This is a genomic window from Rhizobium sp. CSW-27 (assembly GCF_018760785.1).
In the GTDB taxonomy this organism is placed as follows: Bacteria; Pseudomonadota; Alphaproteobacteria; order Rhizobiales; family Rhizobiaceae; genus Neorhizobium.
In genome coordinates, this window is sequence record NZ_JAHHZO010000009.1 from 92,472 (window position 1) to 117,262 (window position 24,791).

At 63.7% G+C, this 24,791-nt stretch carries 25 protein-coding genes; 7 read left to right on the top strand and 18 right to left on the bottom strand.

The annotated features are described in order from the left end of the window. Nucleotides 1–16: 16 nt before the first annotated feature. From KLP42_RS17525 to KLP42_RS17545, 5 genes are read right to left on the bottom strand one after another with little or no spacing between them, the layout of a single operon-like run. Nucleotides 17–1,495 (bottom strand): aldo/keto reductase, encoded by a 1,479-nt coding sequence (locus tag KLP42_RS17525; RefSeq protein ID WP_215568245.1) that lies wholly within the window; start codon nt 1,493–1,495, stop codon nt 17–19. Then, the gene (locus KLP42_RS17530) at nt 1,492–2,463 is read right to left on the bottom strand and encodes a branched-chain amino acid ABC transporter permease (protein ID WP_215568246.1); all 972 of its coding nucleotides are present in this window, start codon (nt 2,461–2,463) and stop codon (nt 1,492–1,494) included. Before KLP42_RS17530 ends, KLP42_RS17525 begins: the two co-directional genes overlap by 4 nt. Beyond that, nucleotides 2,460–3,371 carry a branched-chain amino acid ABC transporter permease gene (locus KLP42_RS17535; RefSeq protein ID WP_215568247.1) on the bottom strand — a complete coding sequence of 304 codons (912 nt, stop codon included), beginning with the start codon at nt 3,369–3,371 and terminating at the stop codon, nt 2,460–2,462. Before KLP42_RS17535 ends, KLP42_RS17530 begins: the two co-directional genes overlap by 4 nt. Next, the gene (locus KLP42_RS17540) at nt 3,368–4,111 is read right to left on the bottom strand and encodes an ABC transporter ATP-binding protein (protein WP_215568248.1); all 744 of its coding nucleotides are present in this window, start codon (nt 4,109–4,111) and stop codon (nt 3,368–3,370) included. Before KLP42_RS17540 ends, KLP42_RS17535 begins: the two co-directional genes overlap by 4 nt. Beyond that, nucleotides 4,108–4,911: an ABC transporter ATP-binding protein gene (locus KLP42_RS17545; protein WP_502941312.1), complete on the bottom strand. Its 804-nt coding sequence runs from the start codon at nt 4,909–4,911 to the stop codon at nt 4,108–4,110. The genes KLP42_RS17540 and KLP42_RS17545 overlap by 4 nt, the downstream gene beginning before the upstream one ends. Before the next feature lie 98 nt (nt 4,912–5,009). Here KLP42_RS17545 and KLP42_RS17550 point away from each other — a divergent pair, with 98 nt between their 5' ends. The 4 genes from KLP42_RS17550 to KLP42_RS17565 are packed head-to-tail and all read left to right on the top strand — an operon-like array spanning nt 5,010 to nt 8,396. Further along, nucleotides 5,010–5,723 carry a GntR family transcriptional regulator gene (locus KLP42_RS17550; RefSeq protein WP_215568249.1) on the top strand — a complete coding sequence of 238 codons (714 nt, stop codon included), beginning with the start codon at nt 5,010–5,012 and terminating at the stop codon, nt 5,721–5,723. Nucleotides 5,724–5,733: 10 nt separating this feature from the next. Next, nucleotides 5,734–6,078, top strand: a complete 345-nt coding sequence (locus KLP42_RS17555) for a TIGR04076 family protein (RefSeq protein ID WP_215568250.1) — start codon at nt 5,734–5,736, stop codon at nt 6,076–6,078. A gap of 4 nt (nt 6,079–6,082) precedes the next feature. Continuing rightward, the gene (locus KLP42_RS17560; protein ID WP_215568251.1) at nt 6,083–7,129 is read left to right on the top strand and encodes an aldo/keto reductase; all 1,047 of its coding nucleotides are present in this window, start codon (nt 6,083–6,085) and stop codon (nt 7,127–7,129) included. Between the two features lies 1 nt (nt 7,130). After that, nucleotides 7,131–8,396, top strand: coding sequence for an ABC transporter substrate-binding protein (locus KLP42_RS17565; protein ID WP_215568252.1), 1,266 nt, complete (start codon nt 7,131–7,133; stop codon nt 8,394–8,396). 155 nt (nt 8,397–8,551) lie between these two features. Here the strand turns inward: KLP42_RS17565 and KLP42_RS17570 are convergent, their stop codons facing one another. The 13 genes from KLP42_RS17570 to KLP42_RS17630 form a co-directional block, all read right to left on the bottom strand. Continuing rightward, nucleotides 8,552–9,379: a carbohydrate ABC transporter permease gene (locus tag KLP42_RS17570; RefSeq protein ID WP_215568253.1), complete on the bottom strand. Its 828-nt coding sequence runs from the start codon at nt 9,377–9,379 to the stop codon at nt 8,552–8,554. Further along, nucleotides 9,376–10,260 carry a carbohydrate ABC transporter permease gene (locus KLP42_RS17575; RefSeq protein ID WP_252193070.1) on the bottom strand — a complete coding sequence of 295 codons (885 nt, stop codon included), beginning with the start codon at nt 10,258–10,260 and terminating at the stop codon, nt 9,376–9,378. The genes KLP42_RS17570 and KLP42_RS17575 overlap by 4 nt, the downstream gene beginning before the upstream one ends. A 73-nt stretch (nt 10,261–10,333) precedes the next feature. Further along, nucleotides 10,334–11,608, bottom strand: coding sequence for an extracellular solute-binding protein (locus KLP42_RS17580; protein ID WP_215568254.1), 1,275 nt, complete (start codon nt 11,606–11,608; stop codon nt 10,334–10,336). A gap of 85 nt (nt 11,609–11,693) precedes the next feature. Further along, nucleotides 11,694–12,764, bottom strand: coding sequence for an ABC transporter ATP-binding protein (locus KLP42_RS17585; protein WP_215568255.1), 1,071 nt, complete (start codon nt 12,762–12,764; stop codon nt 11,694–11,696). A gap of 7 nt (nt 12,765–12,771) precedes the next feature. After that, nucleotides 12,772–14,283, bottom strand: a complete 1,512-nt coding sequence (arfA, locus tag KLP42_RS17590) for an arabinosylfuranosidase ArfA (protein WP_215568256.1) — start codon at nt 14,281–14,283, stop codon at nt 12,772–12,774. Nucleotides 14,284–14,406: 123 nt separating this feature from the next. Next, complete coding sequence (locus KLP42_RS17595) at nt 14,407–15,336, bottom strand: ArsR/SmtB family transcription factor (RefSeq protein WP_215568257.1); 930 nt, start codon at nt 15,334–15,336, stop codon at nt 14,407–14,409. A 176-nt stretch (nt 15,337–15,512) separates the two neighbouring features. Further along, nucleotides 15,513–16,304, bottom strand: coding sequence for an SDR family NAD(P)-dependent oxidoreductase (locus tag KLP42_RS17600; protein ID WP_215568258.1), 792 nt, complete (start codon nt 16,302–16,304; stop codon nt 15,513–15,515). A gap of 2 nt (nt 16,305–16,306) precedes the next feature. Continuing rightward, entirely contained in the window at nt 16,307–17,155 is an 849-nt protein-coding gene (locus KLP42_RS17605) for a fumarylacetoacetate hydrolase family protein (protein WP_215568259.1), read from the bottom strand. Next, nucleotides 17,155–17,580: a cupin domain-containing protein gene (locus KLP42_RS17610; RefSeq protein WP_215568260.1), complete on the bottom strand. Its 426-nt coding sequence runs from the start codon at nt 17,578–17,580 to the stop codon at nt 17,155–17,157. The genes KLP42_RS17605 and KLP42_RS17610 overlap by 1 nt, the downstream gene beginning before the upstream one ends. Nucleotides 17,581–17,612: 32 nt before the next feature. Continuing rightward, complete coding sequence (locus tag KLP42_RS17615) at nt 17,613–18,008, bottom strand: RidA family protein (RefSeq protein WP_215568363.1); 396 nt, start codon at nt 18,006–18,008, stop codon at nt 17,613–17,615. Continuing rightward, nucleotides 18,001–18,420: an acyl-CoA thioesterase gene (locus tag KLP42_RS17620; RefSeq protein ID WP_215568261.1), complete on the bottom strand. Its 420-nt coding sequence runs from the start codon at nt 18,418–18,420 to the stop codon at nt 18,001–18,003. The genes KLP42_RS17615 and KLP42_RS17620 overlap by 8 nt, the downstream gene beginning before the upstream one ends. 22 nt (nt 18,421–18,442) lie before the next feature. After that, nucleotides 18,443–19,228 (bottom strand): SDR family NAD(P)-dependent oxidoreductase, encoded by a 786-nt coding sequence (locus tag KLP42_RS17625; protein WP_353844889.1) that lies wholly within the window; start codon nt 19,226–19,228, stop codon nt 18,443–18,445. A gap of 7 nt (nt 19,229–19,235) precedes the next feature. After that, nucleotides 19,236–21,551: a bifunctional salicylyl-CoA 5-hydroxylase/oxidoreductase gene (locus tag KLP42_RS17630; protein ID WP_215568262.1), complete on the bottom strand. Its 2,316-nt coding sequence runs from the start codon at nt 21,549–21,551 to the stop codon at nt 19,236–19,238. A 240-nt stretch (nt 21,552–21,791) separates the two neighbouring features. On the opposite strand from KLP42_RS17630, the gene KLP42_RS17635 reads away from it, so the two are divergent. The 3 genes from KLP42_RS17635 to KLP42_RS17645 are packed head-to-tail and all read left to right on the top strand — an operon-like array spanning nt 21,792 to nt 24,728. Further along, nucleotides 21,792–22,697 (top strand): class II glutamine amidotransferase, encoded by a 906-nt coding sequence (locus KLP42_RS17635; RefSeq protein ID WP_215568263.1) that lies wholly within the window; start codon nt 21,792–21,794, stop codon nt 22,695–22,697. A 1-nt stretch (nt 22,698) separates the two neighbouring features. Further along, nucleotides 22,699–23,385: a GltB/FmdC/FwdC-like GXGXG domain-containing protein gene (locus tag KLP42_RS17640; RefSeq protein ID WP_215568264.1), complete on the top strand. Its 687-nt coding sequence runs from the start codon at nt 22,699–22,701 to the stop codon at nt 23,383–23,385. 14 nt (nt 23,386–23,399) lie between these two features. Beyond that, nucleotides 23,400–24,728, top strand: a complete 1,329-nt coding sequence (locus KLP42_RS17645) for an FMN-binding glutamate synthase family protein (protein ID WP_215568265.1) — start codon at nt 23,400–23,402, stop codon at nt 24,726–24,728. The last annotated feature ends 63 nt before the right edge of the window (nt 24,729–24,791 follow it).

Here is a 24,791-nt window from a genome sequence, read left to right on the forward strand (position 1 = left end):
ACTTGCCAAACCCGGCTCAGGCTTCGTCGATAACCGCCTCGGCCTCGATTTCCACCTCATAGTCGCCGATCAGATTGCCGGCTTCGATCAGCGTGTTGGCCGGCAGGACAGCGCCGAATACCCGGCCATGAGCGCGCGACACGGGCTCCCATCTGGACGCATCCTTCAGATAGATGCGGGTGCGCACCACATCCTCCATCCTCGCCCCCAGCGGATTAAGGGAGGCCGCGATCTTGTCGAGAATGTAGGTCGCCTGCGCGCCGGCATCGCCGGGCGCCACGCACCGGTCCGTGCCATGCGTCGCCGTGGTGCCGGAGACGAGTACGCGATTGCCGATCCTGACCGCGCGGCTGTAGCCGGCGATCGGCTCCCAGATACTGCCGGAGGACACGCGCATCCGGCCCGGGCGACCGGGGACCGGCTCGGCCTGATAGACGGACGGGATGGCGTCGAGGTGATGGCTGAGATCGCCCGAGGCCGTCAGGAAGGGAGGCTTGCGGTATTCGTCGCCGCAATCGCCGGGAATGGGCTTCGTCTCAGCGAAAGCTGCATCCAGCAGGGCGTGATCCTCTGCATCCAGCGCGAAACGGAAGACGTTGAGGTTGTCGTCGCGGTGCTCGCTTTCGCCCAGCCGAGCGCCGATGATGGTGGCCGCCACCGCCTCATGCTCCAGCACCCAGCGGCTCGCGACATTCGACAGCGACACGCCGTGCTTTCTCGCAATCTCGGAGGCGGCCCGCAGAATGGCCTGATAGGGCTCCCAGCCGCCCGCCGTATCGATGAAACGCTTGTACTTCGAGCGGCTCCAGTCGGGAATGGAGGCGGGCTCCGGCTGGCCGAGCCACTTTTCCGAAAGAAAGCCGCCGCAGAGCGTGCCATAGGCGAGCAGCCTCACGCCGCTTGTGGCGCAGAGATCCGACAGGGCACCGGCGGCGCGGCGGTCGACCAGCGAGAAGGAGACCTGGTTGCTGGCGATCTCGATACCGTCCGCCAGTGCGAGCGCCAGGTGCGCTGCATCGACATTGGTGAGGCCAAGCGCGCCGATCAGGCCTTCCTGCTTCATCGCCTGCATCTCGTGCAGCGCATCCAGCCAGGCCGGATGCTCGAAGGTCCACCAGTGGAACTGCAAGAGATCGATCCTGTCGACGCCGAGGCGCTGGAGCCGTTCCTCCACACCACGACGAACAATGTCGCGCGTCATTGGACCCGGTTCCGGGCACCATTTGGTGAAGGCCCGCGGTCTGGAGCCGACTGCCGGAAACCGTCTCAGCAGATGTCCGGTGATGATTTCGGCCGAGCCGTAATGATCGGCCATGTCGAAGGTGTCGAAACCGGCGCGGGCATAGGCCTCCAGCGCATCGGCGCCCTGTTCGGGATCGATGATCGTGCCATCCTTCTCGATATCGGCCACCTGCCAGAGGCCGCAGACGAGGCGGCTGATCTCCAGACCGGGGGCAAGAAGGGTGCGTTCGGGATGGGCTTGCATGGCAATCATTCCTTGGATGGGGCGGCGCGCAACGATTTCAGGCGGGTCAGCGGGCTGACCTCGCCGAACAGGCCGCGCGGGCGCCAGAGAAGCATGAGGCAGAGGCCGACGCCGATGGCGACGATCTGCAGCGAGGCGGCACGCGCCTGCTGTTCTGCCGGAACGAAGGTGGAGACGGCGGCGGCAGACAGCGCCCAAAGCCCCCAGATGAGAATGGCGCCGGCAATTGCGCCGCGATTGTTGCCGGAGCCGCCGACGATCAGCATGGCCCAGACCTGGAAGGTGAGGATCGGCATGTAATTGTCAGGCGCGATGAAGCCGATGAAATGCGCCTGTGCGGCACCGGCAAGTCCCATGATGGCGCCGCCGAGCGTAAAGGCCTGAAGCCGAAAGCGGATCGGCCCTTTGCCGAGCGCCTGCGCCGCCATTTCATCCTCGCGGATGGCACGCAGCACGCGGCCCCATGGGCTTTTCGCAAGATGTTCGAGCGCCAGATAGAGAGCAAGCACCACCACCGCCATGACGGCGAAATTGGCGAGGCTGAACAGCAGCGCATTCTCCTGTAAAACGGCGAACGGCCGCGGAATGAAGCCGATGCCGAAGGCGCCGCCGGTAATCGGCTGCAGGTTCAGCATGCAAAGCTGTACCGTGACGGCGATGCCGAAGGTTGCGATTGCCAGGTAATCGGACCGCAGCCGGATGGTCAGCGCCCCGACCGCCCAGGACAGCAGACCGGAGGTGATCGCCGCACCCAGCCAGCCGACGAAGATCGGCAACTCGAAACCGCCAAAGCGATCCGGGCTTGGCGGGGTGGTGAGAAGCGCCGAGGTATAGGCCCCGACGGCGACGAAGGCGGCAATGCCGACATTGAACAGGCCGGTCATCCCCCATTGCACATTGAGGCCGAGGCAGATGATCGCATAGGTCAGCGCCATCGACAGGAAGAAGGCGGCATAGGCAAGGATATCGAGGGTCATGACGCTTTCCCGAACAGGCCGCGCGGACGCACGAGGAGGACGGCGATGAGGATGACAAAGGAGACGGCGGCGCGCCACTCCGCCCCCACCGCCTGCACGGCGAGCGCCTCGCAGAGACCGATGATGAGGCCCGCCAGCATGGCGCCCGGCACCGAGCCGATGCCGCCGAGGATGGCTGCGGCAAACAGCGGCAACAGCAGATCATGGCCGAGATAGGGACGGATCTGGATCAGGAGCCCGCTCATGATGCCGGCGACGCAAGCGAGAGCAGCACCGAGGAACCAGACGGTGCGGATCACGCGGCGCACATCAATGCCGGCAATGCTGGCCAGCGCCGGGTTTTCGCTGACCGCCCGCATGGCGCGGCCGATATCGGTGCGCGTCATCAAAAGATGCACGATGATGACCGCCACCAGCGCCACGCCCAGCATCAGTAACTGATCGGGCGTGGCGCGCAAGCCGCCGCCCAGCTTCATGGCAATCTGCAACGCCTTGGTGAAATAGGCGGGCCGGGAGGTGAACAGGAATTCGAGAAGGCTGCGCAGCGCCAGCGACGCCCCGAAACTTGCCATCACCATGATGATGATCGCGCTGCCACGCCGCCGGAAGCTGGAAAAGAGGAGCGCATCCACCGCCAGCGCCAGAAGCCCGGTGAGGCCGATGGCGATGACCGTCGAGATCGGCAGCGCCCAGCCGAAGGAGAAGGGTGCGATGGGCTTTGTCAGCCCCGCCGACAGGAAGCCGAGCGCACCGGCGACGGCGAGCGCCAGGTAGGCGCCCCACGACAGAAGTTCGCCATGGGCGAAATTGGAAAAGCGCAGGATCGAATAGGTGAGCGTGACGCCGACCGCGCCAAGGCCGATGATCGCACCGGCAATCAGACCGTCCATGATGAATTGCGGGTTCATGCGGGCGCCCCCTGATGGCCATGCGCGGTTCCGAGGTAGATTTTTCCGACCAGCGGATCGCTGGCGAGCTCTTCCGGCAGGCCTTCATGGGCAATGCGCCCCTCGGCGAGGATGACGGCGCGGCTGGCAATGGCGAGCGCCGCCTTCACATTCTGCTCCACCAGCAGCACGGTCACGCCGCTTGCATTGATCGCCCTCAGCATCTCGAAGACCTCGCTGACGATTTTCGGCGAAAGGCCGGCCGAGGGTTCGTCGAGAATGATGACCGGCGGATCGAGCGCCAGCGCGCGCGCCACCGCCAGCATCTGCCGCTGCCCGCCGGAGAGCGCACCGGCAAGACGCGAGGGGCGGGCGGCCAGATCCGGGAAGCGGGTAAACAGCGCCTCGATGGCGGCGCCACGTTTTGCCTTCGGCAGATGGGCAACCGCGATCTGCAGGTTTTCCAGAATGCTCATGGTGGCAAAGACGTTTTCCGTCTGCGGCACGAAGGCGAGGCCCTCCGCCACCTTGCGGTGCGGGGCAACACGGGTGATGTCGCGCCCGTTCAGCATCATCGTGCCGGCATGGATCGGCACCAGCCCGGCGATGGCCTTGACGAAGGTGGATTTGCCCGCGCCGTTCGGACCGAGCAGCACCACCAGTTCGCCGCTTGAAACGGAAAAATCGATGCCGCGCACGATCGGCAGGTCCGGCTCATAGCCGGCGACCAATCCACTGGTCGAAAGAATGGGGCCCGTCATGCGCCGCCTCCGAGATAGGCTTCGATCACCGCCGGGCTGGAGGCCACCTCCGCAGGCGTGCCTTCCGCCAGAAGCTTGCCGAGCGCCATGGCGACCACGCGCGAGCAGAGCCGCGAGACCATATCCATGTTGTGCTCGATCAGGAGGATCGACTTTCCCTGCTTGTTGAGCGCGATGACGCGCTCGATAATGATTTCCAGCAGCGCCGGATTGACGCCCGCTGCCGGCTCATCGAGCAGGATCACGTCCGGATCGGCCATCAGCACGCGGGCGAGTTCCAGAAGCTTGCGCTGGCCGCCGGACAGGACCCGTGCCGGCTGATGTTCGAGATGGGAGAGGGTGACGAAGTCAAGAAGGCCGCGTGCCTTTTCGATCAGCGCCTTTTCCTCAGCACGCACCGCAGCCGGCTTCAGGAAGTTGGCGATCAGGCCTTCGCCCTGCTGGCGCTGCCCACCGACCAGCAGGTTTTCCAGCACGCTCATTTCGGCAAACGGTTTCGGGATCTGGAAGGTGCGGGCAAGACCATGGCCGATGCGTCTTTCCGGCGCCTCGCGCGAGACTTCGTGCCCGGAAATCCACAGCTCGCCCGAGGTCGGCTGCAGGCTTCCGGCAATCAGGCTGAACATCGTCGTCTTGCCGGCCCCGTTCGGCCCGATCAGCCCCACCATCTCCTGACGCCCCACCGTCAATGACATGCTGTCCACCGCCGTCATGCCGGCAAAACGCTTCGTCAGCCGCCGGGCATCGATGACCGGGGGAGGCTGTGCGGGACTTCTGGAAATTGCGCTTGCGGTCATCATGAAAATTGGGTCTTGATTTGATGTATGATGTTTGATCAAACTTTAAGCCTAAAAGAAAATCAACCGGAAAATTCGAACGGCTGATGCATGAGGCAGGGATGACGGAAACACAGATGAACAGCGTCGAGGCGCTGACGCCGGTTGGGCGGGAAACCGTGCAGGACCGCGTCTATGGCCAGTTGCGCCAGACCCTGATCAATGGCGGCTTTGCCGCCGGCGACCCCTTGCGGATCGTCGATCTCGCCGAACGGCTGCAGACCAGCACCATGCCGGTGCGCGAGGCCTTGGGCCGTCTCGTCTCCGAGCAGGCGCTGGAAGCCATGCCGAACCGCACCGTGCGCGTGCCGCTGATCACCCGCCAGCGGCTGGACGATCTGGAGCGCGCCCGCGTGCTGATCGAGGGACGCCTCGTCCAGCTGGCGCTACCGAATCTGAGCGCCGAAGACATCGCGTTCCTGAAGCAGGTCAACCACGATTGCGATCAGGCCTTCGAGGAGCACGGGCAGGACATCGGTCCCGTCACCTCGCAGTTCAACCAGCGCTTCCACTTCCACATCTACCGCGCCGCCGGCTCGCAGGTGCTGATTCCGATCGTGGAAAGCCTGTGGCTGCAATCCGGCCCGGTGGTCCGCGCCGCCGCGCAGATCCATGACGAACAGGGCGGCCTTGCCGCCACCGACCATCACTGGGCGATGATCGCGGCAATCGAGACAGGTGATGCGGAGGCCGCCATGCAGGCGCTTGCCAACGATATCGGCCGTTCCTTCGATCTCGTCCGCGCCCGGATCGATGCCGGCGAACAGGCAGCGTGAGGAGAGCCCGATGAGCAAGGATGACAGCTTTGACCTCTTCGACCTGCGCGTGGAGGTCGTGGTGCCGGAAGACGGCCCCGTCTATTGCGGCGCCAGGCCCGGCGACTACTTCGAGCTGAAGGGCGAGATGCTGCATCTGCCGCCTGGGCAGGGCATCTCGATCTATTCGCTCGCCTCCGTGCTGCCGCTGCTCGCCGCCAAGCAGCGCCCCACGCATCCACATGACTGGATGACGACGGATGCGGACATTGCCTGCCCCGATCCGAACTGCGCGACGCGGCTGCGCATCCGCCGCACCGGGCTTCGCCGCTTCAGCCATGCCGAAACCACTGCCGTCCCCCTGAAAGAAGACTGATACCATGCAACGCATCGCGCTCGCCCCCGGCTACGAAATCTCCCGCATCATCCGCGGCGGCTGGCAACTGGCCGGCGGGCACGGCGCCGTCGATCCGGCCCTGGCCGTCGACGACATGGTGGCTTTTGCCGATGCCGGCATCACCACCTTCGACTGCGCCGATATCTATACCGGCGTCGAGGAGCTCATCGGCCGGTTCCGCCTGGCCTATCGCAACTTGCGCGGCGAAGAAGCACTCAGCCGCATTCGCGTGCACACCAAATTCGTGCCGGATCTCGCCGTGCTGCCCACCATCAGCAAGGCTTACGTGGAAGGCGTCATCGACACCTCGCTGAAGCGGCTGAACCTCGATCGGCTGGATCTCGTGCAGTTCCACTGGTGGGCCTATGACATCGACGGCTGGCTGGAGACGGCCGGCTGGCTGAAGGAACTCCAGCAGGCCGGCAAGATCGACAAGGTCAGCGGCACCAATTTCGACAGCGACCATATCGACGCGCTCATTGCCGCCGGCATTCCGCTTGCCTCGTTGCAGCTGCAATATTCGCTGCTCGACCGGCGGCCGGAAAAGCGCATGGTGTCGCTCGCCGCCCAGCATGATTTTGCGCTGTTTTGCTACGGCACGGTGGCCGGCGGCTTTCTCAGCGACAAATGGCTGGGCATCGCCGAGCCGCAGCACCCGCTCGAAAACCGCTCGCTCACCAAATACAAGCTGATCATCGACGATATCGGCGGCTGGGACCTGTTCCAGGCGCTGCTCGCAACACTGCGGCGCATCGCCGACCGCCACCACACCGATATCGCCACCATCGCCAGCGCCGCCATGCTGCGGCGTCCGGGCGTTGCCGCCGTCATCGTCGGCGCGCGCAACCGCGATCATCTGGCATCAAATCTCGCCATTTCCGACATCACCCTGTCGGACAAGGATCTCTCCGATATCGAAGCCGTGATGGCCGAGGCGAAGGAGTTGGAGGGTGACGTCTACACGCTCGAACGCGACCGCAACGGACGTCACGGCAGCATCATGAAATACAATCTGAACAAAGGGGAATGACATGAAAAAACTGGTTCTTGCATCCACCATGCTGGCAGGGCTTGCCGTATCGGCCCTTCCGGCCTTCTCCGCCGATTGCGACATCACGGTCGGGGTCGTGATGGAACTCACCGGTCCGGCCGGCGAATATGGCAAGGCGGGCGCAAAATCCGTCGAAATGGCCTTCAGGGATTTCAACGAGGCCGGTGGCGTCGGCGGCTGCAAGCTGGTGATGGACACCCGCGATAGCCAGAGCCAGGGCACGGTGGCTGTCGATCAGGCCACCCAGCTCGTCAACATCAAGAAGGTGCCGGTCATCATCGGCGGGATCATTTCGTCGGTGTCGATCCCGATCCTGACCTCCGTCACGGCACCGGCCGGCGTCGTGCAGGTGTCGCCCGCCTCCTCTTCGCCGACCCTGACGGCACTTGGCCGCGACGGCAAGACGAACGGCGTGTTCTTCCGCACCATCACGTCGGATGCACTGCAGGGCACGGCGGCGGCGAAATACGCCCTCGACCAGGGCCTGAAGAAGATCGCCATCATCCATGTCAACAACGATTTCGGCGTCAACATGGTGAAGGAGTTCTCCGCCGCCTATGCCAAGCTCGGGGGTACGATCACCTCCACGACGCCCTATAACGAGAAGCAGGCGAGCTATTCGTCCGAAGCGAGTGCTGCGATGAAGGGCGATCCGGATGCGCTCTACCTCGTCAGCACGCCGGTGGACGGCGCAACGATCGCGCGCGCCTGGCTCTCCGGCGGTGGCGCCGCGAAATTCCTGCTGAATGACGGCATGAATTCCAAGGACTTCATCGAAAGCGTCGGCGCACAGTATCTGAACGACGCCTATGGCACCTCGTCCGGCACCTCACCGACGGCCTCGACCGAATATTTCAACGCCAATTACGAAAAGTTCTCGGGCGGCATCTCGCCGGGTGCTCCTGCCGCCGACCGCTCCTATGATGCCGGTGCTATCGTGGCGCTCGCCATCGCCAAGGCAGGCAAGGCGGACAGGGCGGCCATCAAGACCGCCATTTCCGAGGTAGTGGCCGAAGGCGGAACGCCGATCCATGCCGGCAAGGCGGAATTCGAAAAGGCACTGAAACTGATCAAGGAGGGCAAGCCGATCAAGTACGAAGGTGTGATAGGCCCGGTTTCCTTCGACAAATATGGCGATATCACCGGTCCGTTCCGCCTGTGGAAGATCAAGGACGGCGCGGTCACCACCATCGGCGAAATGAGCGCCGAGGAGGTCACGAAGATCAAGGCGCAGCTCGCCAACTGAGGCAGGCCAAGCCAGAAACCATCGACCGGGGCCTTGCGGCCCCCGTTTTCTTTGCCCTGCCCTGGCGCCCCGACCCGAGAGCGCATCCGCCCGGAACCGGCATGACTGCAGGCGCCCCCATAGGCGACACCTGTGAGCAACGGGGATGCGCCGTTTTATCCTTTCACGCCGGACGAGATCATGATCGCCTCCGTCACGCGGCGCTGGAAGATGATATAGGTGACGATGACGGGCAGCGCCGCGAGCATGGCAACGGCCATCAGCCGCGCATAGGCAACGCCGAAGGCATCGTTGACCTGCGTGATGCCGACGGGAATGGTCATCATGTCTTCCGATGTCACCACCAGGAAGGGCCAGAAGAACGCATTCCAGACGCCGATGAAGGTGACGATTGACATGGCGGTGGTAATCCCCCAGTTGAGCGGCAGGAACACCTTGAACAGGATGGTGTACTCGCCGCCGCCGTCCAGCACCACGGCCTCGCGCATCTCCTTCGGGACGCTGTCGAAGAACTGCTTGTAGACGATGATGACGACCGGCGCGATGAGCTGCGGCAGGATGATGCCCGCCCAGCTGTTGATGAGGTTGAGGTCGTTCATCAGGACGAACTGGGTGACGACCAGCGTCTGCGCCGGCACCATGAAACTGCCAAGCACGATGCCATAGAGAAGTCGCCGGCCGGGAAAGCGGATCTGCGACAGCGCATAGGCGCACAGCATCGAGATCAGCACGACGAGGACGGTCACGATCACCGCCGTGCCGATCGAGTTGACATACCACACCGTCAGCTTGGTGTTGAATATGGCATCCAGATAGGCCTTCAACTGGAACTCGTCCGGCAGGATCGAGGTGTTGCCGGCCACGTTTTCGTCGGAGCGGATCGAGGTGACGAAGGTCCAGTAGAGCGGAAAGATCCACACCAGCGCCGCCAGCAGTGTCAGCACGGTCAGAACGGTGTTTTCGATGCGCTTCATCGGGCTCATGCATTTCTCCGGATGCGAAGAAGCTGGAATTGCAGGACGGAAATCACCACGATCAGGACAAAGAGCACTGTTGCCACCGCCGAGGCATAGCCGCCATTGTTCGACTGGAAGGCCTCGCGATAGACCTTCAGCAGCAGCACATAGGACGAATTGAACGGGCCGCCGCCACTCAGGAGATAGATCTGGTCGAAGATCTTCAGCTGCAGGATGAGCTGCAGCGTCAGCACCAGCGCGGTGACCGGCCAGAGCAGCGGCCAGGTGACGCGCGAAAACTTCTGCCAGGTGGTGGCGCCATCCAGCGCGGCCGCCTCGTAAAGCTCGGCCGGAATGTTGCGCAGGCCGGCGATGAACAGCAGCACGTTGAAGCCGTTGGTCCACCAGATCGTCACCACCGCCACCATCGGCATCACCCAGTAGGGATTCTTGAACACGGCCACCGGCTTGCCGGCGATCAGCGAGATGACCGGCTGCAGGATGCCGAACTGCAGGTCGAGCATCCAGGCCCAGATCTCGGTGACCACCGAAACCGGCAGAACGTAAGGCAGGAAGAAGAGGCTCATCACCACCGTCTGCCGGACACCGGAAAGCCGGCTGATGGCAAGCGCGATCAGCAGGGCGATCGCTGTCGTCGGGATCACCGTCAGAGCCACGAAATAGGCGTTGTTCTTCAGCGAGATCGTAAACAGCCTGTCGCTGAACAGCTTCAGGTAATTGTCGAGCCCCACCCACTTTCCGCCACCGATCAGCGGCGCGTCGGTGAAGCTCATGCGCACCATTTCCAGCATGGGATAAAGAAAGAAGACGGAAAAGGTCACCACGAAGGGTGTGACCATGGTCAGGGCAATCAGCGACTTCCTGCGCCGGTTTTCGATCATTGCCATGGTTTCGACCTCCAGCATGTCTCGGCAGATGGAAAACGCCCTCCGGCGAAGGGAACCGGAGGGCGACGGCAGATCACTTGAGCTTGCCCTGCAGCTCATCCTTGATCTGCTGGACGGCATCGGCACCGCTCATATAGCCCTGAATGGCGGGGGCGATGATGTTGAGGGCGGCGTCATAGGCCGGCGAGGCAACGCCGGTGATCGTGGTCTGCGGATCGAAGGCGGCCGCCTCGGCGAGCGAGGCATAGGTCGCGTTCGGCTGCATGCCCTTGTACTCGGCACTTTCCGTCACCGGCCGATAGGCGGGAATATGACCCGCATCGGCCCAGCCGATCGCATGCTTTTCCATCCAGCCGATCACCTTCATGACGGCGGCGCGCTTTTCGCCGGAAATCGTCTTGTCGCCCTCGTTGGGAATGGCGAAGGCATGCGAATCCGCCCAGGTGGCGCGCTTGCCCATGAAGGGCGGCACTTCCACGGCACTCCACGTGAAGCCCAGCTTGCCGCTCTTTTCCAGATCCTTGTAGGTGGGAACCTCCCACACGCCGTTCAGCTGGAACGCCGACTTTCCGGCGGAAAACAGCGCGACGGAGGCTTCATATTCGGCCTGTTCCGGCGCCCAGCCCTTTTCGCGCCAGTTGGACATGATGTCGATGACTTTTGCGGCCTTCTCGGCATTGTCGCCGGCCAGTACTTCGCCATTGGTGACAAATTCGCCGCCCTGCTGTGCGAGCAGCGTGTAGAACACACGCCAGACGCCGGCATCGCCCCCGGACTGGTAGGTGAGGGGGGTCGGAACACCCTTGTTCTTCAGCCAGGCCAGCGCCGCCTCGAAATCCGCCATGCTCTTGATACCGGTCAGCTTGCCGGCCGAATCCAGATAGGGTGAGCCCTTCAGCATGTCGGCATTGTAATAGAGAACCAGCGCGTGAATATCGAAGGGCACGGCATAGAGCTTGCCGTCATGGGTCGCGGCCTTGATCGGCGCCTCGAAGAAATCGCCGGTCTTGAGGCCGGCCTCCTCGAGATCCTTCGGGGTGATCTCGCTCAGCACCTTCTCCTCAAGGCCGAGCGGCGCGCGCGACAGATGGTAGGTCATCACGTCCGGCCCCTCACCGACGGCCGCCGCGGTGCGCACCTTGGTGTAGAAGGGCACGCCCCATTCGAGCGTGGTGCCCTTGATCTGGATGTCGGGATGTTCCTGGTTGAAGGCATTGATGAGCGCCTTCATGCGCACGCCATCGCCGCCCGACAGGAAGTCCCACCAGATGACGTCCTGCCTGGCAAGTGCCGGCAGCGCGGCAAGGCTGAGCGCCGTGCCCAGCAGTATGGTCTTGATCAGTCGCATCGTTTCTCCTCCCGTTTTTCCCAAATACGACGCCGCCCGGTCCGATCCGGGCAGTCATCCCTGTTCACCGGACGCCTCCCTGCGTCTAGCGAAGCCTGGCACCTCCGGCATCGAAGACCAGCACGTTGCGCGGCGTGGCCGAAAGCTGCACGGTCTGGCCATCCAGCCGGTCGCGCGAACCCTGGCGCTGCACCACGATTTCCCGCCCGGTTGCCGTGCGGGCATAGAGATAGGACACGTCGCCAAGCTCCTCGGCGACCTCCACCTGCACCGGCAGACCGTTGTCGGCGATCTGCAGGTGCTCGGGCCTGACCCCGATCTCGACCGGCTGGCCGAGAGCGGCATCGCCTGCAAGCTGCGTCTCGAACCGATGGTCGCCGCCCTCCAGCCGGAGCGTCACCCGCTCGCCCTCACGGGCCTCGATGACAGCCGGCAGGAAGTTCATGGCCGGCGAGCCGATAAAGCCCGCCACGAACCGGTTGTCCGGATCGTCGTAGAGCGTCAGCGGCGCCCCGGCCTGCTGCACGACGCCGCCCTTCAGCACGAAGATCCGGTCCGCCAGCGTCATGGCTTCCACCTGATCATGGGTGACATAGATCATCGTGGCGCCGAGCTTGCGGTGCAGCCTGGTCAGTTCCAGGCGCATCTGTACCCGCAGCTCCGCATCGAGGTTGGACAGCGGTTCGTCGAACAGAAACACCTTGGGCTGGCGCACGATGGCCCGGCCGATGGCGACACGCTGGCGCTGGCCGCCCGAAAGCTGCGAGGGCTTCTTCGGAAGATGATCCTCCAGCTGCAGGATGCGCGCCGCCTCCTGCACCCGCCGGTTCACCTCCTCCTTCGGCCGGCGCGCGAGCCGCAGGCTGAAGGCCATGTTCTCGAACACGGAGAGATGCGGATAGAGCGCGTAGTTCTGGAATACCATCGCCACCTGGCGGTCGGCGGGTTCCACCGCCGTGACATCCCGATCGTCGATGGCGATCTGGCCGCCGCTCGTCTCCTCCAGTCCCGCGATCATGCGCAGGAGCGTGGACTTGCCGCAGCCGGAGGGTCCGACGAACACGGCAAAGCTGCCCGTCGGAATCTCCATCGAAACATCCTTAAGCGCCTGGAAGCTGCCGAAGGACTTGGCGACATTTGTGAGGCGGACACCCATGGCCGCCTCACTGAACCTTCACGCGCAGCACATGATAGGAAAGCGGCGCAAGCCGGCCCTTCAGCGCACCATCCTCCACGGCAACGCCGTTGCCCGTCACGGGAACGACGCGGTCGGGTGCATCCGGACCGTTGCCGATGCGCAGATCATGGCCTTCCATGACAAGATGCAGGGAAAGCTCCGGCCTGGCGTAGCCGATCAGGCTGACATCCAGCTCGGCTGTCTCCGTGAGATGACGGTTCAGCACGAACAGCGTCACCACGCCTTCGTCCGCATTGTAGACGCCGGCCACGTCAAGATACTTCACGTCATCGGCCGTGCTGCAATCATAGGTCGGGCAATCGACGGCGACGTTCAGCGCATCGCCGCGGCCATAGAGCGAGGCGAACTGGTAGGGATAGTAGATCGTCTGGCGCCAGGCGGGACCATTCTTTTCGGCGCGGATGGGCGCAATCACGTTAACGAGCTGGGCGATGCAGGCGATGCGGACACGATCGGACCGGCGGATGAACTCGTTCAGCAGACCGGCAACGAAGAGCGCATCCTCGAAATTGTAGGTTTCCTCAAGCAGGGCAGGGGCTTCCGGCCAGTCCCAGCTCTTGATGCGCTGCCCGTCTTCCTCGCGGATATGATACCAGACGTTCCATTCGTCGAAGCAGATGCCGACATCATTCTTGGCACGCTTCTTCGCCTTCACATAATCGATCACGCCGCCGATGGTCTGGATGTAGCGGCCGGTTTCCTCGATCTTGCCGAAATAGTTCAGCGTGTCTCGGCTGTTGTTGCCGAAATATTTGTGCAGCGAGATGTGGTCGACATTCTCGTAGCACTCCTCCAGAACCTCGCGCTCCCATTCAGGATAGGTCGGCATGCGGTCGTTCGAGCTGCCGCAGACGATGGCCTCCATGGTCGGGTCGAAGCCCTTGAAGGCCTTGGCGGTCTCGTTGGCGAGGCGGCCATATTCCACCGCCGTTTTGTGGCCGATCTGCCAGGGGCCGTCCATCTCGTTGCCGAGGCACCACATCTTCACGCCATGCGGTTCGTTGGCGCCATGGCTGCGGCGCAGGTCGCTCAACGTCGTGCCGCCCGGGAAATTCACATATTCGAGGAAGTTGCGTGCATCATCCAGCCCGCGCGAGCCGAGGTTGACGGCAAGCATCATCTCGATGCCGGCCATGCCGGCCCACTCGGCAAACTCGTTGATGCCGATCTGGTTGGTTTCCTTGGAGCGCCAGGCAAGATCGAGACGGATCGGGCGCTGGTCGCGCGGGCCGATCCCGTCTTCCCAGCGATAGGCGGAGACGAAGTTGCCGCCGGGATAGCGAATCGCCGGGATCTTCAGGTCCTGGACAAATTTCAGCACGTCCTTGCGGAAGCCGTTCGCATCGGCTTCCGGATGGCCCGGCTCATAGATGCCGCCATAGATGGCGCGGCCCATGTGCTCGATGAAGGCAGAATACAGACGATCGTCAATGCGCCCAATCCGGAAATCCCGGTGGACGGAAACACGCGCTTTCATAAGGTCTCCTCCCATGCAAATCTGTATCGAATATTTTGGTACAGACTTTATTTTGTGATATTGTTATCGGAGGTCGGCCTGATGTCAACGACTAAAATCATACTTTTGATGGATTGTCGGATTTCACGCGGCGGTGCGCAGCCGCAGCAGGATCTCCTGGTCGTAATTGCCGAAACCGCGCCCGAAGATGTTGAGGCCGCCCGGATGGCGGGCATCCTGCTTGACCTCGATGCGCAGGCGGATGGAGCGATGCGCCGACAGATCGAGATGCCTCAGAGAGACATCGGAGATGCGTTTGCCATCGACAAAGGCGCCGTCATTGGTGATCCGCCAGGTCTTCAGCATGCCGTATTGCGAGCCGGAGAGCTTCCACCAGTCGGGCGTGTAGGTCCCGCGCTTGTCGCCGAAATCGCCGGGCGAGGTCCAGACGCCCAGTTCGACACCATTGACCGATAGCGTGATATCCGAGGGCCAGTTGCTGTGCGTGCCCGGCACTTCGGAACTCACCTCCATGGAAAACTCCATCTCCTCGATGGTGCGGCCCTGGATCTTGGCATTGTTGGGAAACTGGTACTCCACATATCCGGAGGTGAACCAGAGCAGCGCCGCCTTCATCCGGTCGGGGTCCATGAAGGTATCTGGCACGTCGAGAAGGCCTATGATGCCGTCGGGCGAGCAGATGCCGCAGGGCGCGGTGACGGAACTCTGGGTATAGAGGCCGAGCGGCATGGACACGCTGATCAGATTGGCATCCGCCGCCTTTTCCGGTTTGTGGAACGAGATGATCAGTTCGTCGCAGGTGGCAAAGCAGATCTTCTGGCTGCCCTTGCGGGCCTTACGCGTTTCGGTGCGCACCAGTCCGGCCGCCTCCAGCACCGCCACGCTGGCGGAAATCGAAGATTGCGGCTGCTGCAGCCGCTCGGCGATCTCGTTGACATTGAGGCCGTTGGATTCATGCAGCACCTTGAGGATCTGGACGCGCACCAGCGAGGCGGCGGCCTTCAGGACATCGAATTCCTTCTCGGCATCGATCAGCAGAAAATTGGGGGTCATGCGTTGTTATCCGGCCCAGACAGATGTGTATCGAACTATCTGATTTAATGGATCGGATGGCCGCTGTCGATCAGCTGTGCACGGGGCAATCGCTTTTTTCGCTGCCGGCGGAGAAGGCCCGCAGCGCGCCCGGCCGATGATCGCCGGCGGACAGGATCCGTCCGCCGGCAGGGGGCTCAGCTGGTCTCGTCCCTGTAGATGCCGGTCTCCACGGCAACGCGCCGGTAGGCCGCCCCCGCGGTGAAGCCGCCATCAATGACGAAGTCCTCGCCGGTGATGAAGCGGGAAGCGTCCGAAGCAAGGAACAGCACCAGTTCGGCGATTTCTTCCGGCCTGCCGCTGCGCTTCATCGGCGTCATCCCGATCATCGGCTTCAGATGCGGGCTGCCGGCGTTCAACCCGGTCACCACGAGACCGGGGCAGATCGCATTGACGCGAATGCCCTTCGTGGCAAACTCCATGGCGGCACTGCGGGTCAGGCCGCGCAGGCCCCATTTGCTCGCCGTATAGGCCGGATCGTAATGGCCGGAAAAGCCGCTGTTCGACGAGATGTTGATGATCGAGCCGCCACCGCTCTCCACCATCAGTGGGGCCACCGCCTGAATGCCGAGGAAGGCGCCGGTGAGGTTCACCTTCAGCACCCGCTCCCAGGCCTCCAGCACCGTCGTCTCCACCAGCGTGCGATTGATGATGCCGGCATTGTTGACGAGGATGTCGATGCGACCCTTCCAGTCGCGTGCCGCCTCGACGACAGACGCCCAGCTTTTCGGTTCGGAAACGTCGAGCGGCAGGAAACGCACCTCCCGGCCCGCCGCCTGAAGTTCGGCCGCCAGCGCCTCGCCTTCGGCGATCAGCACGTCCGCCACCAGCACGGCCGCACCCTTCGCCGACAGGAGCCGGGCCTCTGCCTCGCCCTGTCCGCGCGCGCCGCCGGTCACGATGGCGAGTTTGCCTGCAAGATCGGCCATGGTCAGTCCCTCGCTTCGATGGTCGTCTGACGCTGGCTGCCCAGACCTTCGATGCCGAGCGTGATGACCTGGCCGGGCTTCAGGAAGACCGGCTCGGGGCGGATGCCCATGCCGACGCCGGGCGGCGTGCCGGTGGCGATGATGTCGCCGGGCTCCAGCGTCATGAACTGGCTGATATAGCTGACGAGATGAGCAACCCCGAAGATCATCGTGGCGGTGGAGCCCGTCTGCCGGCGCAGACCGTCCACGTCGAGCCAGAGCGCGAGGTTCTGCGGGTCCGCCACCTCGTCGCGCGTCACCAGCCAGGGGCCGGTCGGGCCGAACGTGTCATGGCTCTTGCCTTTGGTCCACTGGCCGCCGCGCTCCGACTGGAAGGCGCGTTCGGACACGTCGTTGACCACGCAGTAGCCTGCCACATGTTCGAGCGCCTTGTCCTCGGAGACATATTTGGCGCGCGTGCCGATCACGACGCCGAGTTCCACCTCCCAGTCCGTTTTCTGCGAACCGTGCGGAATCTCGATATCGTCATTCGGACCGACCACGGCAGAGGTGGCCTTCATGAACAGGATCGGTTCCTCCGGTGGCGCCTTGCCGGTTTCCTTCGCGTGGTCGGCATAGTTCAGGCCGACGCAGATGAACTTGCCGGGCCGGGCGACGCAGGCGCCGATGCGCTCGGGCTTTACCTCGGGCAGGCTCGCCGGATCGATGGCGCGCAGCCGCGCGAGCCCCTCGTCGGATAGCGTTTCGCCGGCGATATCCGCGACGACCCCGGAGAGATCGCGGATCTTGCCGTCCGTGTCGAGAAGGGCGGGCCTTTCGGCGCCCGCCGGACCATGACGGAGGAGTTTCATCAGGCGCGCCTGTAGCCAACGAGGATCGAGTCATCGACGTCGGGCAGGTTGACGACGATATTGTCCGGCGTGCGGGTGGTCAGCCAGACCAGTTCTTCCGTGGTCGACATGTTGACCTCGATATGCGGCCAGTTCGGCGGCACGAAGATGAAGTCGCCTTCTTCCATGTCGAGATACTCCTGCCAGTTCTCGCCGAAATAGATGCGCCCCTTGCCCTTCAGCACATAGCCGCCGGTTTCGGCCTCGCCATGGTGATGCGGATAGGAGCGGTAGCCTGGCTCGTTGGACACCTTGCCGAACCAGATCTTCGTGGCCGGCGTGTGCTGCGGACCGACGCCGGAAACGCGCACGCAGCCACCGGACTGGCCGGTTCCCTTGTCCTCCTGACCCTTGCGGGTCACGACGGGCATAACCTTGGTATTCATGTCTTCCTCCTCTGGTTGATGGGTATCGGCGCTCAGTCCGGCACGACGGCGAGCGCCTGGATCTCGACCTTGGCGCGGTCTTCCATCAGCGCCACCACCTGCACGGCGGCCATCGGCGGGAAATGCCGGCCGATGATGGCGCGGTAGACCTCGCCGACCTCGCGCATGCGCGAGCGATAGGCGTCGCGATCGGTAAAGTACCAAGTCATCTGGATCAGATGTTCCGGCTTCGCGTCCGCAGCCGCCAGCACGGTGACGATATTGGTCAGCGTCTGGCGCACCTGATCGACGAAGTCGTCGGAATGGAACCGGCACTGTTCATCCCAGCCGATCTGCCCGCCCACCTGCACGATGCGGCCCCGGGCGCTGATCCCGTTGGAATAGCCGATGGGCTTTGCCCAGCCCTCGGGCTGGATGATTTCATGCATCATGATGGGGCTCCAGATAGCGCGTCAGGCCGGCACGCACATCGTCCGGCCACGGATGGGATTTGTGGGTGTCGAGCGAGGTCATCACGATGCGCTGACGCACCGTCCAGATGGTCTCGCCTTCGACGGTCACCACGGTTTCGAGGTCCAGCGAAGCGCGGCCGATTGCGCGCACATGCACGCTAAAATCCAGCACGTCGCCATAGACGGCAGGCTTCATGAACTGCAGGTTCAGGGTCACCGTCGGCAGCCCGAGACGGCGCTCGAACATCAGTTCCTTCCAGGTGATGCCGAAGGAGGCGAACATCGCCTCGTTCACATCGACCAGCATGGACAGATAGGCCGGGTGATAGGCGATCCCGGTCAGGTCGCAATCGCCGAACCGCATCGGCTTGGACATGGTGAAGGGCATGGGGTTTCTTCCGCTTTTCCTGTTATCCGGCCATGATCTCGCCGCCGGCGATCGCGATCGCCTGCCCGGTCACGGCAGAGGCGCCCGGCGAGGCGAGCCAGGCCACGCTGTCGGCCACTTCCTCGGGCGCGACAAGGCGTCCCTGCGGATTGGCGCGGGTGAATTCGGCGAGCGCCTCCTCGGCGCTGCGCCCCGTCTTCTGCATGATCGTCTCGATGGATCTGGCAATGATCGGTGTATCGGTGAAGCCGGGGCAGACCGCGTTGACCGTGATGCCGCTGCGGGCAAGCTCCAGCGCCAGCGCCCGTGTCAGGCCGATAACCCCATGCTTGGCGGCGCAATAGGCCGAGACATAGGCATAGCCCGTCAGCCCCGCCGTCGAGGCGATGGAGATGATGCGAGCACCCAGTCCATGCGCCTTCAGATCCGGCAGAACCGCCTGCGTTACCTGAAAGACGCCGGTCAGATCGACCGCCAGCACCTTCGACCAGAGATCGAGGCTCGTCTTCTCAAAGGATGCGCTCGGCGCCTCGCCGGCATTGTTGACGAGGATCGAGACGGCGCCGAACCTTGCCCGCGCCCTCTCCAGCCCCGTAGCAATCGCCTCGGGAGCCGTAACGTCGAAGCCGGAAACGGCAATGGCGCATGCCACACCGAGTTCGGCCGCCAGGGCCTCCAACGGCTCAGCGCGCCGCCCGGCCAGCGTCAGCAGCGCCCCATCCTGCGCCAGCCGGTGCGCAATGGCAGCGCCGATGCCCGACCCTGCACCCGTGACAAGAACATGCCTGTCCTGAAGCGGTTTTCCCACGGTCGCCTCACTTTGCCGGTGCAGCCGCACGGGCAAGATTCGCCTCGTACTGATACTTGCCGGACATGTACTGCTTCGGCCACGCAACGCTCTTCAGGCCGATCTTCGCCGCCTCGTGCAGCGCCCAGGCGGGATCCGCCAGATGCGGGCGGGCAACCGCGCAGAGATCGGCGCGGCCAGCCGCGATGATCGAATTGGCGTGGTCTGCTTCGGAAATGGCACCGACCGCGATGGTCGCAATACCGATCTCGTTGCGGATCTTGTCGGAGAAGGGTGTCTGGAACAGGCGGCCATAGACCGGCTGCTCCTCTTTCCACACCTGACCCGACGAGCAGTCGATCAGATCGGCACCGGCCTCCTTGAACATCTGCGCAAAGATCGCCGCATCCTCCGGCGTGTTGCCGCCTTCAAACCAGTCATGGCAGGAGAGGCGCACCGAGATCGGCCGGTCGGCCGGCCAGGCTTCGCGCACGGCCTTGAAGACCTCGAGCGGATAGCGCGCCCGGTTCTCGTGGCTGCCGCCATACTCGTCCTCGCGCCGGTTGGTGAGCGGCGACAGGAAGGATGACATCAGATAACCGTGGGCGGCGTGGAACTCCAGCCAGTCGGCACCGGCCTCGGCCGCGCGCCGGGTGGCGGCGACGAAATCGGCCTTGACCCGGTCCATGTCGGCGCGATCCATCGCCTTCGGCACCTGGCTGTGCTTGAGATAGGGCAGCGCGGAGGCGGACAGAAGCGGCCAGCCGCCATCCTCCAGCGGCTGATCGATGCCCTCCCAGGCGAGCTTGGTTGCGCCCTTGCGCCCGGCATGGCCGAGTTGGATGCCGACCTTGGCCGCGCTGTTGGCGTGGACGAAATCGACGAGGCGTTTCCAGCCGGCCGCCTGCTCGTCATTCCACAGGCCAAGGCAGCCGGGCGTGATGCGGGCATCGGGCGAGACGCAGGTCATTTCCGCAAACACGAGGCCGGCGCCACCCATCGCGCGACTGCCGAGATGGACCATATGGAAGTCGTCGATGAGGCCGTCTTTCGCCGAGTACATGGCCATGGGGGAGACGACGATGCGGTTCGGCAATGTCAGGTCACGCACCTTGTAGGGCGTGAACATCGGCGGCAGGCAGCGTTCGCCGTCCTTCACGTTGAGCCCCTGCCGGGCGGCGAACCAGCGCTCATAGCCTTCCAGCCAGACCTTGTCGCGCAGGCGCAGGTTCTCGTGGCTGATGCGCTGCGAGCGCGTCAGCATGGAATACATGAACTGTTCCGGCTCCAGCGTGTCGGCATAGCGATGTCCGACGACCTCGAACCATTCCATGGCGTTGCGCGCCGCATTCTGGATGCGCGCAACGTCGACGCGGCGGATTTCCTCGTAAGTCGAGAGAACGGCCGGAATGGCCTCCTTGCCATGGCCGGCAATATTGAACTGGTTGGCAAGCTCGATGGCGTCATCGATGGCAAGCTTGGTGCCCGAGCCGATGGCGAAATGGGCGGTATGGGCCGCATCGCCCATCAGCACGACATGCGAATTGCCGTTGAAATGGCTCCACTTGCCGCAGATGAGACGGCTGAAATTCAACCAGGCCGAGCCGCGCAGATGGCGCGCATTGGTCATCAGCGACGAACCTTCCAGCGTCTCGGCAAACAGGCCCTCGCCGAACCTGATCGACTCCTCCTGCGACATCTCGCCGAGCTTATGGGCCTGATAGGCCTCCTCCGTGGTTTCCACGATGAAGGTCGAGGTGTTCTCGTCGAACTTGTAGATATGCGCCTGGAACCAGCCGTGGTCGGTCTTGCGGAAATCGAAGGTGAAGGCATCGAACAGCTTGTTGGTGCCAAGCCAGATATAGCGGTTCGGACGCACCACCAGATCGGGCTCGAACACCTCTGCATATCTGTTGCGGATCCTGGAATTCAGTCCGTCCGATGCGATGATCAGATCCGCATCGGGGAAATCGAGGTCGCTATCGACATCCGTCTCGAATGTCAGCGTCACGCCGAGCGCCTCGCAACGCGCCTGCAGGATGTTGAGCAGCTTCCTGCGCCCGATGCCGACGAAGCCGTGACCTGTCGTGCGCTGGCGCGTGCCCTTGAAGAGAAGCTCGATATCGTCCCAGTGATTGAAGGCCTGCTGGATTTCCGCCGCGCTTTCCGGATCCCAGGCGCGCATCGAAACCATGGTGGCATCGGAAAACACCACGCCCCAGCCGAAGGTATCATAGGGACGGTTGCGCTCCACCACCGTGATCTCATGCTCGGGATGCAGCTTCTTCATCAGAAGCGCGAAATAGAGCCCGGCCGGCCCGCCGCCGATGCAGACGATACGCATGACACCCTCCGTGGTCATACCCCTCGATCACGGAGGGGCCTTATTTATTTTAAGGTTAAAGTATCTGCGAACCGTGAGCCTGTCAACTGCCCTGCAGCCGGTCCGACCCTCCGGCGCCCGACCATCAAGGCCTTTGCCAGTGGCCGCGTTAAATTCCTTAAAGGCAACTTTTATTCTTCCTGATTGATTTTGTTGCGGCGCACTGCTACGCCTTGGGGGACGGTTTCAGGGAGAGCGCGGATGTGCGGCATTGTGGGATTGTTCCTCAAGGACAGAAGCCTCGAACCCCGGCTGGGGGAGCTTCTTTCGGACATGCTGATCACCATGACGGACCGCGGGCCGGATTCTGCGGGGATCGCGATCTATGGTGCCCCGGCAACGGGCCTTGCCAAGGTCACGGCACAATCGCCGAACCCGACCGCGGATTTTGCCAATCTGGCCACCGATCTTTCCGGAGCGGGGCTGCCGGCACGCGTGACGGAAAAGAACACGCATGCGGTGATCGAGATCGCCGCGGATCGTCAGGGCGAGATTCGCGCACTGCTCACCCGTTTGCGGCCGTCGGTCCGCATCATGGGCGCCGGCGAGAGCGTCGAGATCTTCAAGGAAGTAGGTCTGCCGGGCGACGTCATCTCCCGCTTCGGCGTGCGGGCCATGGGCGGCACGCATGGCATCGGCCACACGCGCATGGCGACCGAAAGCGCCGTCACGACGCTCGGCGCCCATCCCTTTTCCACCGGTCCGGACCAGTGCCTGGTGCACAATGGCTCGCTCTCCAATCACAACAATCTGCGCCGTGCGCTGCTGCGCGGCGGCATGACCTTCGAGACGGACAATGATTCCGAAGTGGCAGCCGCCTATCTCACCGCCGAAATGGCATCCGGCAAGGATCTGGGCGAGGCGCTGACCGGCGCGCTCGATGACCTCGACGGCTTCTTCACCTTCGTCGTCGGCACCCGGACCGGCTTCGGCGTGCTGCGCGACCCGATTGCCTGCAAGCCGGCGGTGATGGCCGAAACCGAACGTTACGTCGCCTTCGGCTCGGAATACCGGGCGCTCGCCAACCTGCCCGGCATAGAGACGGCGCGCGTCTGGGAGCCGGAGCCTGCCACCGTCTATTTCTGGGATCACGAGAAGGCCGCCTGACATGCCCGTTTTCGATCTCTCCACGACCCCGCTCCGGGAGCTGAACAGTGCCTTGCACGGGCTGGAGCCGGGCACGAACGACACCCGCTTCGAGGTGGTGAACCCGCGCGGGCATCATGCGGTCGCGGTGGGCATCGACAGTCCGGTTTCGGTCGAGGTGCATGGGTCGGTCGGCTATTACTGTGCCGGCATGAATGACGGCGGAACCGTCACCGTTCACGGTTCGGCAGGGCCGGGGGTGGCGGAAAACATGATGTCCGGCACCGTCATCGTCGAGGGAGATGCCTCGCAATATGCGGGCGCCACCGGGCGCGGCGGCCTGCTGGTCATAAAGGGCAATGCCGCCTCGCGCTGCGGCATCTCGATGAAAGGCATCGACATCGTCGTGCACGGCTCGATCGGCCACATGTCGGCCTTCATGGGCCAGTCCGGCCATCTCGTCGTCTGTGGCGATGCCGGCGAAGCGCTGGGCGATTCCCTTTATGAGGCGAAGCTCTTCGTACGCGGCTCGGTGAAGAGCCTCGGCGCCGATTGCATCGAAAAGCGGATGAAGCCGAAGCATCTGGAAAAGCTGGCTGAGCTTCTGGAAAAAGCGGGTGTCACCGGCGTGAAGCCGGAAGAGTTCCGGCGCTATGGCTCCGCCCGCAAGCTCTACAATTTCCACATCGACAATGCCGACGCATACTGAGGCGAGGGGTTTTCATGAGCTATCACAATCCGCTGACCCCGCCGCGCAAGTCCGCCACCTTCGATGATCACACGCTGGCGGAAATCCGCCGGGCGGCGGCGACCGGCATCTACGATATCCGCGGCGGCGGTACCAAGCGCAAGGTGCCGCATTTCGATGACCTGCTGTTCCTCGGCGCCTCGATTTCCCGTTACCCGCTGGAAGGCTACCGCGAGAAGTGCGAGACCTCGGTGGTGCTCGGCACCCGCTTCGCCAGGAAGCCGATCGAACTGAAGATCCCGATCACCATTGCCGGCATGAGTTTCGGCGCGCTGTCCGGCAATGCCAAGGAGGCGCTGGGGCGCGGCGCGACGCTGGCCGGCACCTCCACAACGACCGGCGACGGTGGCATGACCGACGAGGAACGCGGCCATTCCGAGCTGCTGGTCTACCAGTATCTTCCCTCCCGCTACGGCATGAATCCGCGCGACCTGCGCCGGGCCGACGCCATCGAGATCGTCGTAGGGCAGGGGGCGAAGCCCGGCGGCGGCGGCATGCTGCTGGGGCAGAAGATTTCCGACCGGGTGGCGGAGATGCGCACCCTGCCGAAAGGCATCGACCAGCGCTCCGCCTGCCGGCATCCGGACTGGACCGGGCCGGACGATCTGGAAATCAAGATCCTTGAACTGCGCGAGATCACCGACTGGCAAAAGCCCATTTACGTGAAAGTCGGCGGCGCGCGTCCCTATTACGACACGGCGCTTGCCGTGAAGGCCGGCGCCGATGTGGTGGTGCTGGACGGCATGCAGGGCGGCACGGCCGCAACCCAGGACGTCTTCATCGAGCATGTCGGCATGCCGACGCTCGCCTGCATCCGCCCCGCGGTGCAGGCGCTGCAGGATCTCGGCCTGCACCGCAAGGTGCAGCTGATCGTCTCCGGCGGCATCCGCTCCGGCGCCGATGTGGCAAAAGCCTTGGCGCTCGGTGCCGATGCGGTCTCGATCGGAACCGCCGCCCTCGTTGCCATCGGCGACAACGACCCGAAATGGGAGGAGGAGTACCGCGCACTCGGCACCACCGCCGGCGCCTATGACGACTGGCACGAAGGCAGGGACCCGGCGGGCATTACCACGCAGGACCCCGAGCTTGCCGCCCGGCTCGATCCGGTCACGGCCGGTCGGCGTCTCGCCAACTATCTCAAGGTCATGACGCTCGAGGCACAGACGATCGCCCGCGCCTGCGGCAAGAACCGGTTGCACAATCTGGAACCGGAAGATCTCTGCGCGCTGACGATGGAGGCCGCCGCCATGGCGAAGGTGCCGCTGGCCGGCACCGACTGGTATCCGGGCAAGGGAGGTTTCTGACCACTGCCGGCCGCCTTTCCCTCGGGAAGGCGGCCTTTTTCATCGCTGATTGTGTCTCAATCC

Coding starts and splice junctions, on each gene's coding strand:
- KLP42_RS17630 (WP_215568262.1), bottom strand. CDS start 21,551: ATGCGTATCGTCTGCATCGGCGGCGGGCCGGCCGGGCTCTATTTCGCG.
- KLP42_RS17600 (WP_215568258.1), bottom strand. CDS start 16,304: ATGGCCGATCTTGCAGGCAAACTCGCCATCGTGACCGGCGGCGCGCGC.
- KLP42_RS17615 (WP_215568363.1), bottom strand. CDS start 18,008: ATGCATGAAATCATCCAGCCCGAGGGCTGGGCAAAGCCCATCGGCTAT.
- KLP42_RS17555 (WP_215568250.1), top strand. CDS start 5,734: ATGAGCAAGGATGACAGCTTTGACCTCTTCGACCTGCGCGTGGAGGTC.
- KLP42_RS17545 (WP_502941312.1), bottom strand. CDS start 4,911: ATGATGACCGCAAGCGCAATTTCCAGAAGTCCCGCACAGCCTCCCCCG.
- arfA (WP_215568256.1), bottom strand. CDS start 14,283: ATGAAAGCGCGTGTTTCCGTCCACCGGGATTTCCGGATTGGGCGCATT.
- KLP42_RS17620 (WP_215568261.1), bottom strand. CDS start 18,420: ATGCCCTTCACCATGTCCAAGCCGATGCGGTTCGGCGATTGCGACCTG.
- KLP42_RS17560 (WP_215568251.1), top strand. CDS start 6,083: ATGCAACGCATCGCGCTCGCCCCCGGCTACGAAATCTCCCGCATCATC.
- KLP42_RS17605 (WP_215568259.1), bottom strand. CDS start 17,155: ATGAAACTCCTCCGTCATGGTCCGGCGGGCGCCGAAAGGCCCGCCCTT.
- KLP42_RS17595 (WP_215568257.1), bottom strand. CDS start 15,336: ATGACCCCCAATTTTCTGCTGATCGATGCCGAGAAGGAATTCGATGTC.
- KLP42_RS17525 (WP_215568245.1), bottom strand. CDS start 1,495: ATGATTGCCATGCAAGCCCATCCCGAACGCACCCTTCTTGCCCCCGGT.
- KLP42_RS17575 (WP_252193070.1), bottom strand. CDS start 10,260: ATGGCAATGATCGAAAACCGGCGCAGGAAGTCGCTGATTGCCCTGACC.
- KLP42_RS17610 (WP_215568260.1), bottom strand. CDS start 17,580: ATGAATACCAAGGTTATGCCCGTCGTGACCCGCAAGGGTCAGGAGGAC.
- KLP42_RS17580 (WP_215568254.1), bottom strand. CDS start 11,608: ATGCGACTGATCAAGACCATACTGCTGGGCACGGCGCTCAGCCTTGCC.
- KLP42_RS17585 (WP_215568255.1), bottom strand. CDS start 12,764: ATGGGTGTCCGCCTCACAAATGTCGCCAAGTCCTTCGGCAGCTTCCAG.
- KLP42_RS17550 (WP_215568249.1), top strand. CDS start 5,010: ATGACGGAAACACAGATGAACAGCGTCGAGGCGCTGACGCCGGTTGGG.
- KLP42_RS17530 (WP_215568246.1), bottom strand. CDS start 2,463: ATGACCCTCGATATCCTTGCCTATGCCGCCTTCTTCCTGTCGATGGCG.
- KLP42_RS17540 (WP_215568248.1), bottom strand. CDS start 4,111: ATGACGGGCCCCATTCTTTCGACCAGTGGATTGGTCGCCGGCTATGAG.
- KLP42_RS17570 (WP_215568253.1), bottom strand. CDS start 9,379: ATGAGCCCGATGAAGCGCATCGAAAACACCGTTCTGACCGTGCTGACA.
- KLP42_RS17535 (WP_215568247.1), bottom strand. CDS start 3,371: ATGAACCCGCAATTCATCATGGACGGTCTGATTGCCGGTGCGATCATC.
- KLP42_RS17565 (WP_215568252.1), top strand. CDS start 7,131: ATGAAAAAACTGGTTCTTGCATCCACCATGCTGGCAGGGCTTGCCGTA.
- KLP42_RS17635 (WP_215568263.1), top strand. CDS start 21,792: ATGTGCGGCATTGTGGGATTGTTCCTCAAGGACAGAAGCCTCGAACCC.
- KLP42_RS17645 (WP_215568265.1), top strand. CDS start 23,400: ATGAGCTATCACAATCCGCTGACCCCGCCGCGCAAGTCCGCCACCTTC.
- KLP42_RS17640 (WP_215568264.1), top strand. CDS start 22,699: ATGCCCGTTTTCGATCTCTCCACGACCCCGCTCCGGGAGCTGAACAGT.